This is a genomic window from Marixanthomonas sp. SCSIO 43207 (assembly GCF_019904255.1).
In the GTDB taxonomy this organism is placed as follows: Bacteria; Bacteroidota; Bacteroidia; order Flavobacteriales; family Flavobacteriaceae; genus Marixanthomonas.
Genome location: NZ_CP063203.1, coordinates 962,546 through 976,665, shown reverse-complemented (window position 1 = coordinate 976,665; position 14,120 = coordinate 962,546). Strand labels below are relative to the sequence as shown.

The 14,120-nt window shown below is 35.0% G+C and carries 14 protein-coding genes; 5 read left to right on the top strand and 9 right to left on the bottom strand.

What is annotated here, in order from left to right:
• The first annotated feature begins 47 nt into the window (after positions 1-47).
• Both INR76_RS04485 and pyk read left to right on the top strand, forming a co-directional pair.
• A complete protein-coding gene (locus INR76_RS04485) occupies positions 48-536 on the top strand; it encodes an IPExxxVDY family protein (RefSeq protein WP_223109463.1) in 489 nt (162 codons plus the stop codon).
• Entirely contained in the window at positions 536-1,966 is a 1,431-nt protein-coding gene (pyk, locus tag INR76_RS04480) for a pyruvate kinase (protein WP_223109462.1), read from the top strand. Before INR76_RS04485 ends, pyk begins: the two co-directional genes overlap by 1 nt.
• 52 nt (positions 1,967-2,018) lie before the next feature.
• Here pyk and INR76_RS04475 read toward each other — a convergent pair whose 3' ends face one another.
• Together INR76_RS04475 and dinB are read right to left on the bottom strand one after the other, a co-directional pair.
• Complete coding sequence (locus tag INR76_RS04475; protein WP_223109461.1) at positions 2,019-2,804, bottom strand: SH3 domain-containing protein; 786 nt, start codon at positions 2,802-2,804, stop codon at positions 2,019-2,021.
• A 54-nt stretch (positions 2,805-2,858) separates the two neighbouring features.
• Entirely contained in the window at positions 2,859-3,962 is a 1,104-nt protein-coding gene (dinB, locus tag INR76_RS04470; protein ID WP_223109460.1) for a DNA polymerase IV, read from the bottom strand.
• A 42-nt stretch (positions 3,963-4,004) separates the two neighbouring features.
• On the opposite strand from dinB, the gene INR76_RS04465 reads away from it, so the two are divergent.
• The 3 genes from INR76_RS04465 to INR76_RS04455 are packed head-to-tail and all read left to right on the top strand — an operon-like array spanning position 4,005 to position 5,630.
• Positions 4,005-4,655 (top strand): NAD(P)H-binding protein, encoded by a 651-nt coding sequence (locus tag INR76_RS04465; protein ID WP_223109459.1) that lies wholly within the window; start codon positions 4,005-4,007, stop codon positions 4,653-4,655.
• Positions 4,652-5,131: a CYTH domain-containing protein gene (locus INR76_RS04460; RefSeq protein WP_223109458.1), complete on the top strand. Its 480-nt coding sequence runs from the start codon at positions 4,652-4,654 to the stop codon at positions 5,129-5,131. Before INR76_RS04465 ends, INR76_RS04460 begins: the two co-directional genes overlap by 4 nt.
• On the top strand, positions 5,121-5,630 hold the full coding sequence (locus INR76_RS04455; RefSeq protein WP_223109457.1) for a YciI family protein: 510 nt from the start codon (positions 5,121-5,123) through the stop codon (positions 5,628-5,630). Before INR76_RS04460 ends, INR76_RS04455 begins: the two co-directional genes overlap by 11 nt.
• A 4-nt stretch (positions 5,631-5,634) precedes the next feature.
• Here INR76_RS04455 and INR76_RS04450 read toward each other — a convergent pair whose 3' ends face one another.
• The 7 genes from INR76_RS04450 to INR76_RS04420 all read right to left on the bottom strand — a co-directional run bounded on the left by INR76_RS04450 (position 5,635) and on the right by INR76_RS04420 (position 13,960).
• Positions 5,635-6,207 (bottom strand): TetR/AcrR family transcriptional regulator, encoded by a 573-nt coding sequence (locus INR76_RS04450; protein ID WP_223109456.1) that lies wholly within the window; start codon positions 6,205-6,207, stop codon positions 5,635-5,637.
• Between the two features lie 85 nt (positions 6,208-6,292).
• Positions 6,293-7,693: an efflux transporter outer membrane subunit gene (locus INR76_RS04445; RefSeq protein WP_223109455.1), complete on the bottom strand. Its 1,401-nt coding sequence runs from the start codon at positions 7,691-7,693 to the stop codon at positions 6,293-6,295.
• A 17-nt stretch (positions 7,694-7,710) separates the two neighbouring features.
• Positions 7,711-10,842 (bottom strand): efflux RND transporter permease subunit, encoded by a 3,132-nt coding sequence (locus INR76_RS04440; protein WP_223109454.1) that lies wholly within the window; start codon positions 10,840-10,842, stop codon positions 7,711-7,713.
• Positions 10,843-10,848: 6 nt separating this feature from the next.
• Positions 10,849-11,970 carry an efflux RND transporter periplasmic adaptor subunit gene (locus INR76_RS04435; protein ID WP_223109453.1) on the bottom strand — a complete coding sequence of 374 codons (1,122 nt, stop codon included), beginning with the start codon at positions 11,968-11,970 and terminating at the stop codon, positions 10,849-10,851.
• 15 nt (positions 11,971-11,985) lie between these two features.
• Complete coding sequence (locus tag INR76_RS04430; RefSeq protein ID WP_223109452.1) at positions 11,986-12,477, bottom strand: GbsR/MarR family transcriptional regulator; 492 nt, start codon at positions 12,475-12,477, stop codon at positions 11,986-11,988.
• Positions 12,478-12,588: 111 nt separating this feature from the next.
• Positions 12,589-12,894 (bottom strand): antibiotic biosynthesis monooxygenase, encoded by a 306-nt coding sequence (locus INR76_RS04425; RefSeq protein ID WP_223109451.1) that lies wholly within the window; start codon positions 12,892-12,894, stop codon positions 12,589-12,591.
• A gap of 1 nt (position 12,895) precedes the next feature.
• Positions 12,896-13,960 carry an isoaspartyl peptidase/L-asparaginase family protein gene (locus tag INR76_RS04420; protein WP_223109450.1) on the bottom strand — a complete coding sequence of 355 codons (1,065 nt, stop codon included), beginning with the start codon at positions 13,958-13,960 and terminating at the stop codon, positions 12,896-12,898.
• Positions 13,961-14,120: the final 160 nt, after the last annotated feature.

Genomic DNA, 14,120 nt, shown 5'->3' with positions numbered 1-14,120 from the left:
TTCGCAAATTCTCCAAACTATTCTTATTTTTATAGTAAAATAAAGCTATGGCGCATCACAGGTTAATACTGGATGACTTTTACAAAGAAGAATATACAATTGTAGCCATTCATAGCAGTGTAGAAGCCTATAAAATGGCTTTTTACCTCAATAAATATTTACAATTACGGTTAAAACGGAGAAGAACCGATCTTGAATTTTCAAATGATGGGCTGGAAGTACAATTTCCGCTTTTTGAGTTTGAAAACAACGCCACCTATACTGTTTATAACTTGGTTGCTAATAAATGTAGAACTTTAATGGCCAATACAACAGCAAGTGGAAGTTTATTTCAAACAACTTCAGAAGATTATAGTACCAGCTATTTAATTCCGGAGTATAAAAAAGTAGATTATTTCTTAAAAATCACTTCTGAATATCAATCTGTTGGCGTAAAAACTATACTTTCAGCTATAAATACCATCAAGCCTGTTATTTCAGCTTATAGTATTGAGAGTAAAGATATAAAATCAAAAAACAATTTAATTTTTAACTAATGCCGAAACAAAAAAGAACCAAAATAGTAGCCACACTGGGTCCTTCTACTACCAAAGAAGAAATTTTAAAAAACATGATTCTAGAAGGTGTAGATGTGTTTCGTATCAATTTTTCTCACGCAAAATACAAAGATGTAAAAGAGCGCATAGCAACTATACGTAGGTTAGGCGAAGAATTAGGCATCACTCCTGCTATTCTTGCAGACTTACAAGGCCCTAAACTACGCGTTGGTATGATGAAAGAAGAGGTTGTTGTTGAACCAGGTGATGAAATCAATTTTTGTACCGGTGACGAATTTGAAGGCACCAGCGAGCGTGTGTATATGAATTATGACAGTTTCCCGAAAGATGTGAAAGCAGGCGAACGCATTTTGCTAGACGACGGAAAATTAATTTTTGAAGTACTTAAAACCAATGGCAAGGACGAAGTTAAAACAAAGGTTGTTCAAGGCGGTCCGCTACGATCTAGAAAGGGTGTCAACTTACCCAACACCAATATTTCATTACCAGCTTTAACTCCAAAAGATAAAAAGGACGCTATTTTTGCGGTTCAACAAGAAGTAGATTGGATCGCGCTTTCTTTTGTACGACACGCGCAGGATTTGAAAGAGCTTCAAGCTATTATTGAAGCACATTGTGAATATAAAATCCCAATTATTGCCAAAATTGAAAAGCCAGAGGCAGTACAAAACATAGACAAAATTGTAGCATATTGTGATGGTTTAATGGTTGCTCGTGGCGATTTGGGTGTTGAAGTTCCTGCTGAAGAAGTTCCTTTAATTCAAAAAGAATTAGTACTTACAGCAAAACGGGCTAGAATTCCGGTGATTATTGCCACGCAGATGATGGAAACAATGATTACTTCTCTCACGCCTACCCGTGCCGAAGTAAACGATGTGGCAAACTCGGTTATGGATGGTGCTGATGCTGTAATGCTAAGTGGTGAAACATCTGTAGGAAAATTTCCTGTAGAAGTGATACGAACAATGGCCAATATTTGTAAAAGCGTAGAAACATCTAGCTTAATCACTGTACCGCATCAACCACCACAAATACGCACCAATCGTTATATTACCAAATCGGTTTGTTATCATGCTGCTACGATGGCAAATGAAATTGATGCTACTGCAATTTGTACGTTAACAAACAGTGGTTACACTGCTTTTCAAATTTCAGCTTGGCGACCGGATGCAAACATTTTGGCGTTTACTTCAAACAAACGCATTTTATCACGATTAAATTTACTGTGGGGCGTAAAAGCTTTTTACTATGATAAGTTTGTAAGCACAGATGAGACAGTTGATGATGTTAATAAGATTGCTCAAAATCACGGATATGTAGAAAAGGGGGATTATTTAATCAACCTAGCTGCTATGCCAATTGTTGATAAAGGAATGGTAAACACACTTCGGGTTTCATTAATTAAATAAAAAAACCGAATTTTAAACAATTCGGTTTTAAAATAGGTTATAAAGCGGTTTATTAATCTACAATTTCTGTACGCTCTAGCTGCATCATAGATTCTTTTTGTGAAATGGTCACTGTGTACCCAAAACCTTCTGTGCGATAACTGTAATTAATTTTTTGAAGTGTGTTATCCTTTCTGTTTACGATAAGCTGGCTTGTCCAAGTTCCGCTTTTGGGATCTTTTTCTTTTACAACTTCTTCTTCTTTTCCTTTAGGATTAGGGAACGCAAAACTTTTTGGTATATCAAACAATTCTGCTGCAATATAAAATGCTTCATGCCATTTATCTGTAGGCAGTAAAAGAGTTTCTGTATTAGTAGGCTTAGTTGCTGTGCCTCCTTTTGTTTCAGTGAAAGCAACTTTCGGAAACTCACTTTTTAAATCTTCTGCATAAATTTTGGCATTGATATCTTCTTCCGGAGGAAAAAACTTTGATAAATATCCATTAAATGCATATCCTTTTTTGTGATTAAATTCTACTTGATGCATACCGCCTTTTATACCACCAACGTTCATTGTTTCTACAAGCTCTGGAGTAATAACTTTTAGTTTGGTTCCGTACGGCATAACGCCAAGTTTTTCACTATTTAAGTTATTGTGTTCTCGTAGGGTTAATCCGCTAGCTGCAGTCACATACATAAATTGGTTATTACCTTCAGCATTGGTTTCTGCAAGGGCTAGGTCATTTTTTTCTTCTGAAACGGTTGTAGTTTCAGGTTCATTTGATTTTACTTCGTTTTTGCAAGACAGTGCAGTGATTGTTAAGGCTAAAACGAGCAGAGAATAAGCTACTTTTTTCATAATAGATGGGTTTTAAAAATTATTAATTAGATTCAAGTAGTTTTCTCACATAGTTTAAAAATCAAATTTTAGTTGAACGTCTATACTTTCTTTTGGATCGGGCTGCTTTTTTTTTGCCTCATTGTTAAGGTTTGATAAAGAAATACCCAACAATCGCACCGAATTTTTCATTTTCTCTTGAAATAACAAATCTTTAACAGCGTCGAGCATTAAAGATTTACTAGAAATATAAAAAGGAAGTGTTTTACTTCTTGTTTGTAACGTAAAATCACTGTATTTAATTTTAAGAGTAATGGTTTTACCTGCTACTTTGCTCTTGGTAAGTCTTCGTTCTACTTCTGCTGCTATTTCATCTAACCGTTCCATCATATATACTTCTGAAGAAATATTTTCAGAAAATGTTCGCTCTGCAGCAAGAGATTTTCGGGTTCTTGTAGGCTTTACAGCACTGTTATGTATGCCTCGTACTACGTAATAATAGTAGGAGCCACTTTTACCAAAATGCTCCTGAAGATATTCTAGAGATTTTGATTTTAAGTCCATACCGGTAAAAATACCGTGGCGGTACATTTTTTCTTTGGTAACCTTTCCCACTCCATAAAACTTTTTAATTTCCAGATTTTCAAGAAACGTTATAACAGCTTCTGGTGGCACCGTTTTTTGCCCGTTGGGTTTATTAATATCGCTGGCAACTTTTGCTATAAATTTGTTTACTGAAATTCCGGCTGAGGCGTTTAACCCGGTTTTATCTTTTATTTTTTGCCGTATCTCTTGTGCAATCATTGTTGCACTAGGGTTTCCTTTTTTGTTATTGGTAACATCAAGATAGGCTTCATCAAGTGATAAAGGTTCAACAAGGTCTGTATATTCATAAAATATGTTTCGTATGCGTTGTGAAAGCTCTTTATATCGATCAAAATTACTTTTTACAAATATTAAATGCGGACACAGTTTTTTTGCTAGAACACTACTCATAGCAGAACGCACACCAAACTTCCTAGCTTCATAACTAGCAGCGCTTACAACACCTCGTTTGCTACTTCCGCCCACAGCGATAGCTTTTCCTCTTAGTTCGGGATTATCTAGTTGCTCTACAGAAGCATAAAAAGCATCCATATCAACATGTATTATTTTTCGAATAGGAACCGGCTCGTTCATTCTATAAAATTATAATATCTTAGTAGTAAACTAAACAATAAAATGACCAAAACAGCTATAATTTTAGGCGCAACCGGTTTGACAGGCAGTTTTTTGCTAAAACGCTTAATAGACGACAATTCATTTTCAACTATTAAGCTCTTTTCGAGAAGTTCTAGCAATATAAAAAACTCAAAAATAGAAGAACACATAGTAGATATGTTTCAGCTTAAAAAGCAAACCGAAACCTTTACAGGTGATGTCCTTTTTTGCTGTATTGGCACCACAAAAGCAAAAACTCCCGATAAAGAAACGTATAAAAAAATTGATTATGGTATCCCGGTTGCTGCAACAAAACTGGCAAAACAAAACAACATTGCTAAGGTTGTAATTATTTCGGCCACGGGAGCCAATGCAAATAGTAGTATTTTTTACAATAAAGTTAAAGGTGAGATGGAGCGCGATGTCTTGGCACAAGAAGTTTCAGAAACATACTTATTACAGCCATCATTAATTGGTGGTGAAAGAAATGAAAAACGAACTGGTGAAACAATAGCACAATTTTTTGCAAAAACGTTTAGCTTTTTAATCCCAAAAAAATATAAATTAATTGAACCGGAAACGATCGCTAAAGCTATGCACAAACTAGCTTTTAAAACATATTCTGAAACACGTATTTGTTCAGATGAAATAAAAAGAATAGCTAAAACATGATTGAAATTGAACGCAAATTTTTAGTCACCTCAACTGCTTTTAAAGAACAGGCTTTTAAGAAAACTAGAATTGTACAAGGGTTTTTAAACACCGATCCTGAGCGAACGGTACGCGTACGCATAAAAGGATCTGAAGGCTTTATAACCGTGAAAGGAAAAGGAAATAAAAGTGGCACCAGTCGTTTTGAATGGGAAAAACAAATTACAGAACAAGAAGCCCAATCATTACTCGATATTTGTGAGCGAGGAAACATAGAAAAAATAAGATACGAGGTTAAAGCCGGAAAACATATTTTTGAAGTAGATGAGTTTTTTGGTCAAAATGAAGGCCTAACCGTTGCCGAAGTAGAGCTTCTAGAAGAGCATGAAGCAATAGATTTACCTAGCTGGATTGGAAAAGAAGTAACAGGACAGCCCAACTATTATAATTCACAATTAAGTAAAAAACCTTTTAAATCTTGGACGCATGAAAAGTAACATTATAGCACTATCTCTTTTAGCAACCTTTTTAAGTTGTAACACTCCCAAAGAGAAGAAAGAAATTATTTCTGTAGAAAAAAAAGAAGAAATAACGCAACCCAAAAAAGAATCGGTTGCAGAACTTAAGAAAAAGTTGACAGACAAAGGCTATCAATTATTTGATTATGTTGATGAAGAAACTGGTGACACGGTATTAATGCAGCAATATTATATAGCTTTTTTAAAAAGAGGAAACAATAGATCACAGAGCAAAGCTGAAGCAGACAGTTTACAAAAACTTCACCTAGCCCATTTAGGAAACATGTACAACAAGGGGTTTGCAGATATTTCAGGCCCTTTTGGAGATGATGGTGACATTAGAGGAATTACCATTTACAATGTACCTACTCAAAAAATGGCAGATAGTCTAGCCAATATGGATCCTATGGTAAAAGCAGGGCGTTTGCAGATAGAAATTCATCCTTGGTGGGCAGCAAAGGGATTTTCACTTAGATAGAAGTTTAGTATTCTTTTGCAACTATGCCGTCCAAGTTGTGCACAATAAGATGATTAAGCATTTGCTGTGTAGTATATCTTGTATTAAAATTGGGATTTGAAATAATTTCATCAATTTTAAACAGATGAAGTTCACAAAACAATTGCAAATTAACCTCTTGTTTTATTTCACCTATATCTTGAGCTTCTTGAAGTAATCCCAGAATAGTTTCAAAAATGATTTGATTTTTATTTTCCTCATAATGATTATGAGCAGAAAGATGGTATTTTTTTAATTCAAAATAAAAAGCTGAATCATAGGTAACCATTTGATTGATTCCATATCGATAAACCAGAATTACTTTTTGAAGGGGAGAAATTTCTTTCTCCAAAATACGATCAATTTTCTTGAAGTGTTCTGAAAATATATAACAAATAGTCTGTTCAATGAGATTGTCTTTACTGTCAAACAATGTATATAGCGTCTTTTTTGACATAGCAAACTCATTGGCAATATCATCCATAGAAACACTTTTTACACCGTATTTTTTAAACAGTATAATTGTTTTGGTTATTATTTTTTTTTGTTCTGAATTCATATTAAAATAAAAATTCCCACCCTGCATTAAAACTTAACAAAGGGCAGGAATTACAATCAAACCAATTATGAAAACTATAAAATTATTATTGCCAACCCCCGCCAAGCGCTTGGTAAAAATCTACTATGGCTTGTAGTTGACTGTTTTTTGCATTTACTAGGTCTAGGCTTGAGTTTAATGCGTTTTCACGAGCACGTAAAACCTCAAGATAGTTTGCCAAACCGTTGTCTAGTAACTCTTCTGAATAGTCTGTAGAAAGACTGTAAGCTTCAAACTCTTTTTCTTTTACCTGTATTTTTTCAGAAGCTGCTTCGTAAGAATACATCGCATCTGAAACTTCCTTGCTTGCATTTAATATTGTAAACTTGAAGTCTAAGCGTGCTTGTTCTTGCTGCGCTTGAGACACCTCATATTGTGTCTTTATTTTTCTTCCATTAAAAATAGGTTGTGTTAAACCACCGGTAATGGTTGCAAACAACGAACTTGCACTAAATAAATCATCAATATCTAAACTCTGTAACCCACTAGAAGCCGAAAGGGTAAAAGAAGGGTAAAAGTTACTTCGTGCTACATTTGTTAATTCAAATGCGTTAATAAAATTATATTCAGCAGCTATAACATCAGGTCTATTTCTTAACAACTGAGAAGGAACACCGGTTTTTAATTGGGCTGTAATTTCTTGGCTCTCCAGCGTACTTCTTGAAATCTCTTTCATAGGGCTTCCCAATAAGATTGACATGGTGTTTTCTAAAAGTCTTGCTTCATTTTTAAGATCAATTAAAATTGCTTGTGCTGTATATAATTGTGCTTCGGTTTGCTTGACACCAACTTCGGTCACGTTACCGGCTTCTTTTAGCGCTTGGGTTGTTTCTAAACTATTATTACGAGTTTTAATAGTTTCTTCAGTAATTTTAATTTGCTCATCTAGTGCTAATAGTTGATAGTAAGTTGAAGCAATATTGGCTACCAGCCTACTTTTTACAGCTTTGTGGGCTGCAACTGTTTGTAAATAGGATGCTTGAAAAGCTCGTTTATTACTGCGTATTTTTCCCCAGATGTCTGCCTCCCAAGATAAAGCACCACTAAGTTGGTATTGATCTAAGGATGAAAACTGGTTTCCGAACTGACTGTTTTCTGAAAGTTCTTGTCTAGTATAAGTTGCGTTACCTGTTAAGGTAGGAAAATACCCTGCTTTGCCTTGTTTTACATAAGCTTCGGCAATAGAAATTTGCTCAATGGCAACTCGTATATCAATGTTATTTTGAAGCCCTTCTTCTATATAATTTTGAAGTTGGGAATCTGTAAACATTTCTTTCCAAGACACAGAGGCCATTGAAAGACTATCTTGAGGTAATTGATCTGTTCGGTAATACTCTGCTTCTACAATTGTTTCAGGACGGCTGTAATCTTTTGCTACAAAACAAGATTGTAGTGTTAATAAAACCAATCCTACTGTAATTATTTTATATGTTTTAATACGTTTCATTTTATAATTTTTCAGAATTAGTTAGCTTCTACAGCCTCTGGTTTTTTCCCTATTTTCTCTTGAAGCCATTGAAATACAATAAATAGTATAGGAATAATAAATACACCAAATACAGTACCTATTAATAATCCCCCGGCTGCTCCGGTACCAATTGAACGGTTTCCGGCTGCTCCTACTCCACTAGCCAATACTAGCGGCATAAGACCCAAAATAAAGGCAAAAGATGTCATTAAAATAGGTCTTAAACGAACTCTAGCTCCTTCAATAGCAGACTCAGTAAGTGACATTCCGTCTTTTCTACGCTGTATTGCAAATTCTACAATTAAGATGGCGTTTTTTGCTAATAACCCCATAAGCATTATTAATGCTATTTGAAAATAGATGTTGTTTTCTAGTCCGGCAATCCAGGTAGTGAAATACGCTCCTGCAACTCCAATAGGAAGAGAAAGTATTACCGAAAACGGCAACAAATAACTTTCATATTGTGCTGCCAATAAGAAATAAACAAATACAATACTTAGTAAAAAGATTATCCCTGCTTGACCAGATGAAGCAATTTCTTCTCTCGTTAATCCTGAGAAAGCAATATCATATTCATTAGGCAACGTTTGTTCTGCTACTTCTTCAATAGCAGTAATTGCATCACCAGAACTGTAACCTGGAGCCGATGAACCGTTTAATGCCACAGAATTGAATAAGTTAAATCGGGTAACGGTTTGTGGACCGTAAATTCTATTCAAACTAACAAATTGAGAAACTGGAGCCATCTCACCACTAGGTGTTTTTAAGAACATACTATTTAGGCTTTGCTTGTCAATTCTATCTTCTGGTAAGGCTTGTACAAAAACCCTAAACTGTTTACCAAAACGACTAAAGTTTGCTGTATAAATACCGCCTACATATCCTTGTAAGGTGCTTAAAATATCACTAATCGTTACACCTGCTTCTTTTGCTTTTGCTACATTAATATCCATTTCAAGTTGTGGATAATTTGTACTGAAAGGATTAGATGCAAAGGCAATTTCGGGTCTTTGAAAAAGTCCTCCAACAAATTGATTTGCTGTATTATCCAAGGCTTTCAACTCACCGGATGCGCGGTCAATTAATTGAACTTCAAACCCATCTGCACTACCAAAACCTGGTACACTTGGAGGCGTAAAATAAATGATATTGGCATCACTGATAGCTGTTGCTTTTTTATTTAACTGAGCAATTATTCCTTCAACCGAAGTTTCTTCAGAATCTCTATCTTCCCAATTATCAAGAATAATAAAGCCCATCGCATTTGAACTACCGGCACCCGAGAAAAAGTTTCTACCAGCAATAACAGTTGCTGTTCGTATTCCTTTTACAGTTTGCATCTGCTCATATAGTGTTTCTGAAACTTCATAAGAGCGATCTAAAGATGATCCTGGTGGTAATTCGGCATTTACAAATATTACACCTCTATCTTCGGTTGGTACAAAACCTTTAGGAATTGTACTATCTGCCCAAAATATAGCTACTGCCGCAACAACCAATACCAAAGCGGTTATCCATTTGTGACGAACCAAAAACCCTAATGAGCGTGTATATTTTTCAGTAGTGGCTTTAAAAGCAGTATTAAATGCAGTATAAAAACGCTGTAAAAGGTTTTTCTTCTTACCATTTTCAGAATGAGGTTTTAAGAAAACTGCACAAAGAGCCGGACTCAAGGTTAAAGCATTTAAGGCCGAAATTAATATTGCAACAATTAAAGTAACACCAAATTGCTCATAAAAAACCCCTGAAGGTCCTTGAATAAAGGTAATAGGTATAAATACAGCTGCCATCACCAATGTAATAGATACAATGGCTCCTGAAATTTCATTCATCGCAGATACTGAAGCCTTTTTGGCACTTTCAGCTCCTTCTTCCAGCTTGGCGTGCACGGCCTCTACCACAACAATGGCATCATCTACAACAATACCAATGGCTAAAACTAGTGCAAATAGTGTAAGCAAGTTAATTGAGTAACCTAAAACATTTAAAAAGAAAAATGTACCTATAATAGAAACCGGAACCGCAATCGCCGGAATTAAGGTGGATTTTAAATCTTGGAGGAAAATAAATACAACTAAAAATACCAGCAAAAAGGCTTCAATTAATGTGGTTTTTACTTTACCTATAGAAGCTGTCAAAAACTTATTGGTATCATAGTTTACAATATAATCTACGCCTTCAGGAAAATCTTCTTTTAGCTCATCAAGTTTTGTATAAATCTTTTCAATAATTTCTTGAGCGTTTGATCCTGGTGTTTGGAAAATACCAAAACTTATAGCAGGATTTCCTTTTGAACGAGACAATGATGAATATGAAAAAGCATCCAATTCTACTTTTCCTACATCTTTTACCCGAAGCAGCTCTCCATTGTCCTTTGCTTTTATAATGATGTTTTGATATTCTTCGGCAGTTTTATAACGTCCTTTATATTTCAAAACATATTCAAAAGATTCTCCAGCATTTTGACCTAAAGACCCGGCAGCAGCCTCCAAACTTTGTTCGCCAATTGCATTGGTTACATCGCTAGGTACCAATCCATAACTTGCCATTTTTGCGGGATCTAGCCATATGCGCATAGCATAATCTTTACCACCAAAAACGTTTACTTCACCCACTCCATTAATACGCTGCAGCTCTGGCTTAACATTGATATTTAAATAGTTTTGAATGTAGGTATCATCATAATCTGAATTGGTTGAATACAAACCGGCATATAATAATGCCGAATTTTGCTTTTTGGTAGTGGTAACTCCTGCTCGAATTACTTCAGCAGGTAAAACAGCATTAGCTCTAGAAACCCGGTTTTGAACATTTACCGCAGCAATATCTGGATCATATCCTTGTTCAAAAAATACTGAAATACTTGCACTACCATTGTTACTAGCACTTGATGTTATGTAGGTCATCCCTTCAACACCATTAATTTGTTCTTCAATAGGAACAATTACACTTTCTAGTATCGTTTCGGCATTGGCTCCAGGATATGAAGCGTTAACTTGTACAGTAGGTGGTGCAATATCTGGATATTGAGTTACCGGAAGTTGTGAGAGCCCAAGAACACCTAATATCACGATAATTATAGATATTACGGTAGAAAGTACTGGACGTTCTATAAATGTTTTTAGCATAGCTTTTTATTTAAAAACAGTGTTGAATGAATTAACAATACTGTCCATAGTAGTAGGTTGTGGTTTAATCTTAGTGCCTGGTTTTACCTTATTGGCTCCTTTGGCTAGAATGACAGTTCCTTTTTCTACACCTTCATTAACTACATATATTTTATCTACTTCGGCAAGAATATTTATAGACGAAGCAATTAAAGAATCATTATTTACTTTGTAAACAAATGTTTTTCCTTGTTGTTCATAAGTTGATAGCGCAGGGACTATCAATGCATTTTCATACACTTCAGGAACTTTTATGGTTCCGCTACTTCCATTGCGTAATAGACCGCTGGTATTGTCAAACTTTGCTCGAAATGTTACCGTTCCTGTTTGTTGATCAATCTCTCCAGAAATAGTTTCAATAACTCCTTCTTTTTCATATTCTTGACCATTGGCCAGCACCAACTTTACCTTCGGAAGATTTTTAATTTTATCTTCTATAGAAGTTCCTTCAGCATTATTAATAAAACTTAAAAAGTCTTTTTCATTCATTGAGAAATACGCATAAACAGCATCAATTGATGACACACGTGTTAATGGTCTTTGATCTTGGCCACTTACTAATGCTCCTTTTCTGAAATTAATTGATCCTACAACACCATCAACAGGGCTTTTAACGTTAGCATAGCCTATATTTGCTGCAATACTATTGTAACTACTTTTTGCTTGCGCCAATTTTGCCTTTGCAGTTTCTAATTGCACATTGCTAATAATGTTTTTTTCTACCAAAGGTTTTAGCTTATCAACTTCAACTTGTGCTGCATTAACATTTGCTTTTGCAGCAGCGGCATCTTGATTTAAAGATTGTGTTTCTAGTTTGAATAAAAGCTGTCCTTTTTTTACTGCTTCACCTTCGTCAACAAGCACTTGGGTAATGTATCCTGAAACTTTTGGCCGCACTTCACTATTAACAACACCTTCAATACTGGTAGGGTAGTTTTTATAGGCTGTTACAGTTTTGGTAGGCACTTCTAGTACCGGAAAAGGCATAGGGCCTTGTGCTGCAGCCTGGGGTTGCTTTTTATCATTTCCACAGGAAGTTAATAGCAATGTAGAAAAGAATAGAAGCGTCAATATTTGGTTTATTTTCATAGCTTTATTTGTTAATTATTGATCTAGGGTTTCTTTAAATTCGATCATTTTTTTTATGGTTAATTCTAGGTTTTCTTTTTGAGCAATTAGGTATTCCTGAAAAATTATGCCCAAGTTTTTATTCTTTTTAAACTTTTCTGGATTGTTTTCTTCATTAAACTTATTTACTTTCTTAACCAAAGTAAGTTCCTTATCAATCTCTCGATGATACTCTTCTAAGGTAATTCGTAAATAATTTTTTGTTATTCGGAAGTATCTTTTCCTATCTCCTGTTTTGGTGAAATATTCGATAAATTTTAATTGAACCAATAAGTTAAGATTGGTTGACACCGAACTTTTGCTGGCGCAAGTTATCTCTATAATGTCTTCAAATGTGTGACCTTCAACATTTGAAAGAATCATAAATGCATAGATTCTGCCTGCCAATGGTGGAAGATTGTGTTTCTCTTCAACATTTAGCCCAAGCTCTTCTACTAACTTGCATTTTTCTTTTGAAATCTCTTGCATTGAAAAAATTTTGGGCAAAGATAGTGTTGGTTCGGAAATTACCGAACTAAATTAATGCTAAACTTTTGTTAACTGAATTTTAAATATTTTTAAAAGAGAGTTTTGGGATTTTTAAGAAGATTGAAAACTATATTCCTTTTCCACTTTGCAAATTCGAACTGTGTACCAAGAGTACCATTTTTCTTTACCTAATTTTTGAGCTGTTTGGTGGTCAAGATTTTCTTTCCAGTTTTTTATAGCTTCTAAAGTTTCCCAATAACTTACGGTAATTCCTATTTCACTTCTAGAACTTTCTATATCTATAAAGCCTGGTTGTTTTTTGGCAAGACTCTTCATAATTTGAGCCATTTCAGAATAACCCTTCACATATTGAGTTTGTTTACTTGTAAAAATGACTGCGTAATACGGTGGTTTCATATTATTCTTTATACATAGCAATTTTCAAGTTATCTTCAGAGTCCATATGAGCGCGGTACATTCCTGGAGTGTTAAACTCCATAGAAACATTCCCTTTTTTATCAATAGCAATAATACCTCCATCTCCTCCAAGATTGGGAAGTTTTTTCTGAATAACTTCTTTTGCAGCTTCTTGAAGACTCACTCCTTTATATTCCATCATAGCAGAAATATCATGTGCTACCATTCCTCTTATAAAAAACTCTCCCCAACCTGTTGAAGAAACGGCGCAAGTAGCGTTGTTTGCATAGGTTCCGGCACCTATTATGGGTGAGTCTCCTATTCTATTCCAGCGTTTGTTGGTCATTCCTCCAGTTGAAGTACCGGCTGCTAGGTCTCCATTTTTATCAAGAGCAACACACCCTACAGTTCCAAATTTTGAATCTTTTATATATGGGTCTTTGCCAACAGATACCTTTTTAGTTGTATTGCTACCTTCTCTTTCCTTAACACGTTGTAATGTTTTAAATCTACTTTCGGTGTAAAAATATGAAGCGTCAACTGTTTCAATCCCTTGTTCTTTAGCAAAGCGCTCGGCTCCTTCTCCACTTAATAAAACGTGAGGCGAATGTTCCATAACAGCATGTGCCAAGTTAATAGGGTTTTTTATATGCTTAACTCCTGCTATCGCACCCGCATTACGTGTTGCACCATCCATAACCGAAGCATCAAGCTCATTTGTTTCTTCGTGAGTAAAAACAGCTCCCTTACCAGCATTGAATAATGGCGAATCTTCCATTATATTAATTGTCTTGGTAACAGCTTCCATTGCGGTACCTCCATTTTTTAAAATAGTGTGTCCTACTTTTATTGCTTCTTCCAACTTTGCTCTATATACATTTTCTAAAGAATCTGTCATGTTTTCTTTCAAGATAGTACCTGCTCCTCCGTGAATGACAATTCCGAATGATGGGACTGTATTTTCAGTCTCAAGAGGTTCTTTGTAAGTATTTTCTGACGTATTATTTTCATTTTTGCAGCTGAAAAGCACAAAAAACACGATTAAAAGTGTTAAAATTTGTTTCATAACTCTTTAAGATTCTAGAAACATAAATATACTGTAAAATATACTGAAATCGGTACTTGAGCATATTTTTTACGTAGACCGAAAGAAGGCCAAAAACTGTTAAACATCGATTAAATGCATCAAAAAATCGATTAACTGTATTTTTTTGTAAGTTTTTTTC

Bases quoted from the DNA above. Each gene is read 5' to 3' on its own strand.
- pyk (WP_223109462.1), top strand. From the start codon at position 536: ATGCCGAAACAAAAAAGAACCAAAATAGTAGCCACACTGGGTCCTTCT.
- INR76_RS04475 (WP_223109461.1), bottom strand. From the start codon at position 2,804: ATGAAAAAAGTAGCTTATTCTCTGCTCGTTTTAGCCTTAACAATCACT.
- INR76_RS04430 (WP_223109452.1), bottom strand. From the start codon at position 12,477: ATGCAAGAGATTTCAAAAGAAAAATGCAAGTTAGTAGAAGAGCTTGGG.
- INR76_RS04455 (WP_223109457.1), top strand. From the start codon at position 5,121: ATGAAAAGTAACATTATAGCACTATCTCTTTTAGCAACCTTTTTAAGT.
- INR76_RS04445 (WP_223109455.1), bottom strand. From the start codon at position 7,693: ATGAAACGTATTAAAACATATAAAATAATTACAGTAGGATTGGTTTTA.
- INR76_RS04440 (WP_223109454.1), bottom strand. From the start codon at position 10,842: ATGCTAAAAACATTTATAGAACGTCCAGTACTTTCTACCGTAATATCT.
- INR76_RS04450 (WP_223109456.1), bottom strand. From the start codon at position 6,207: ATGAATTCAGAACAAAAAAAAATAATAACCAAAACAATTATACTGTTT.
- dinB (WP_223109460.1), bottom strand. From the start codon at position 3,962: ATGAACGAGCCGGTTCCTATTCGAAAAATAATACATGTTGATATGGAT.
- INR76_RS04420 (WP_223109450.1), bottom strand. From the start codon at position 13,960: ATGAAACAAATTTTAACACTTTTAATCGTGTTTTTTGTGCTTTTCAGC.
- INR76_RS04460 (WP_223109458.1), top strand. From the start codon at position 4,652: ATGATTGAAATTGAACGCAAATTTTTAGTCACCTCAACTGCTTTTAAA.
- INR76_RS04435 (WP_223109453.1), bottom strand. From the start codon at position 11,970: ATGAAAATAAACCAAATATTGACGCTTCTATTCTTTTCTACATTGCTA.
- INR76_RS04425 (WP_223109451.1), bottom strand. From the start codon at position 12,894: ATGAAACCACCGTATTACGCAGTCATTTTTACAAGTAAACAAACTCAA.
- INR76_RS04485 (WP_223109463.1), top strand. From the start codon at position 48: ATGGCGCATCACAGGTTAATACTGGATGACTTTTACAAAGAAGAATAT.
- INR76_RS04465 (WP_223109459.1), top strand. From the start codon at position 4,005: ATGACCAAAACAGCTATAATTTTAGGCGCAACCGGTTTGACAGGCAGT.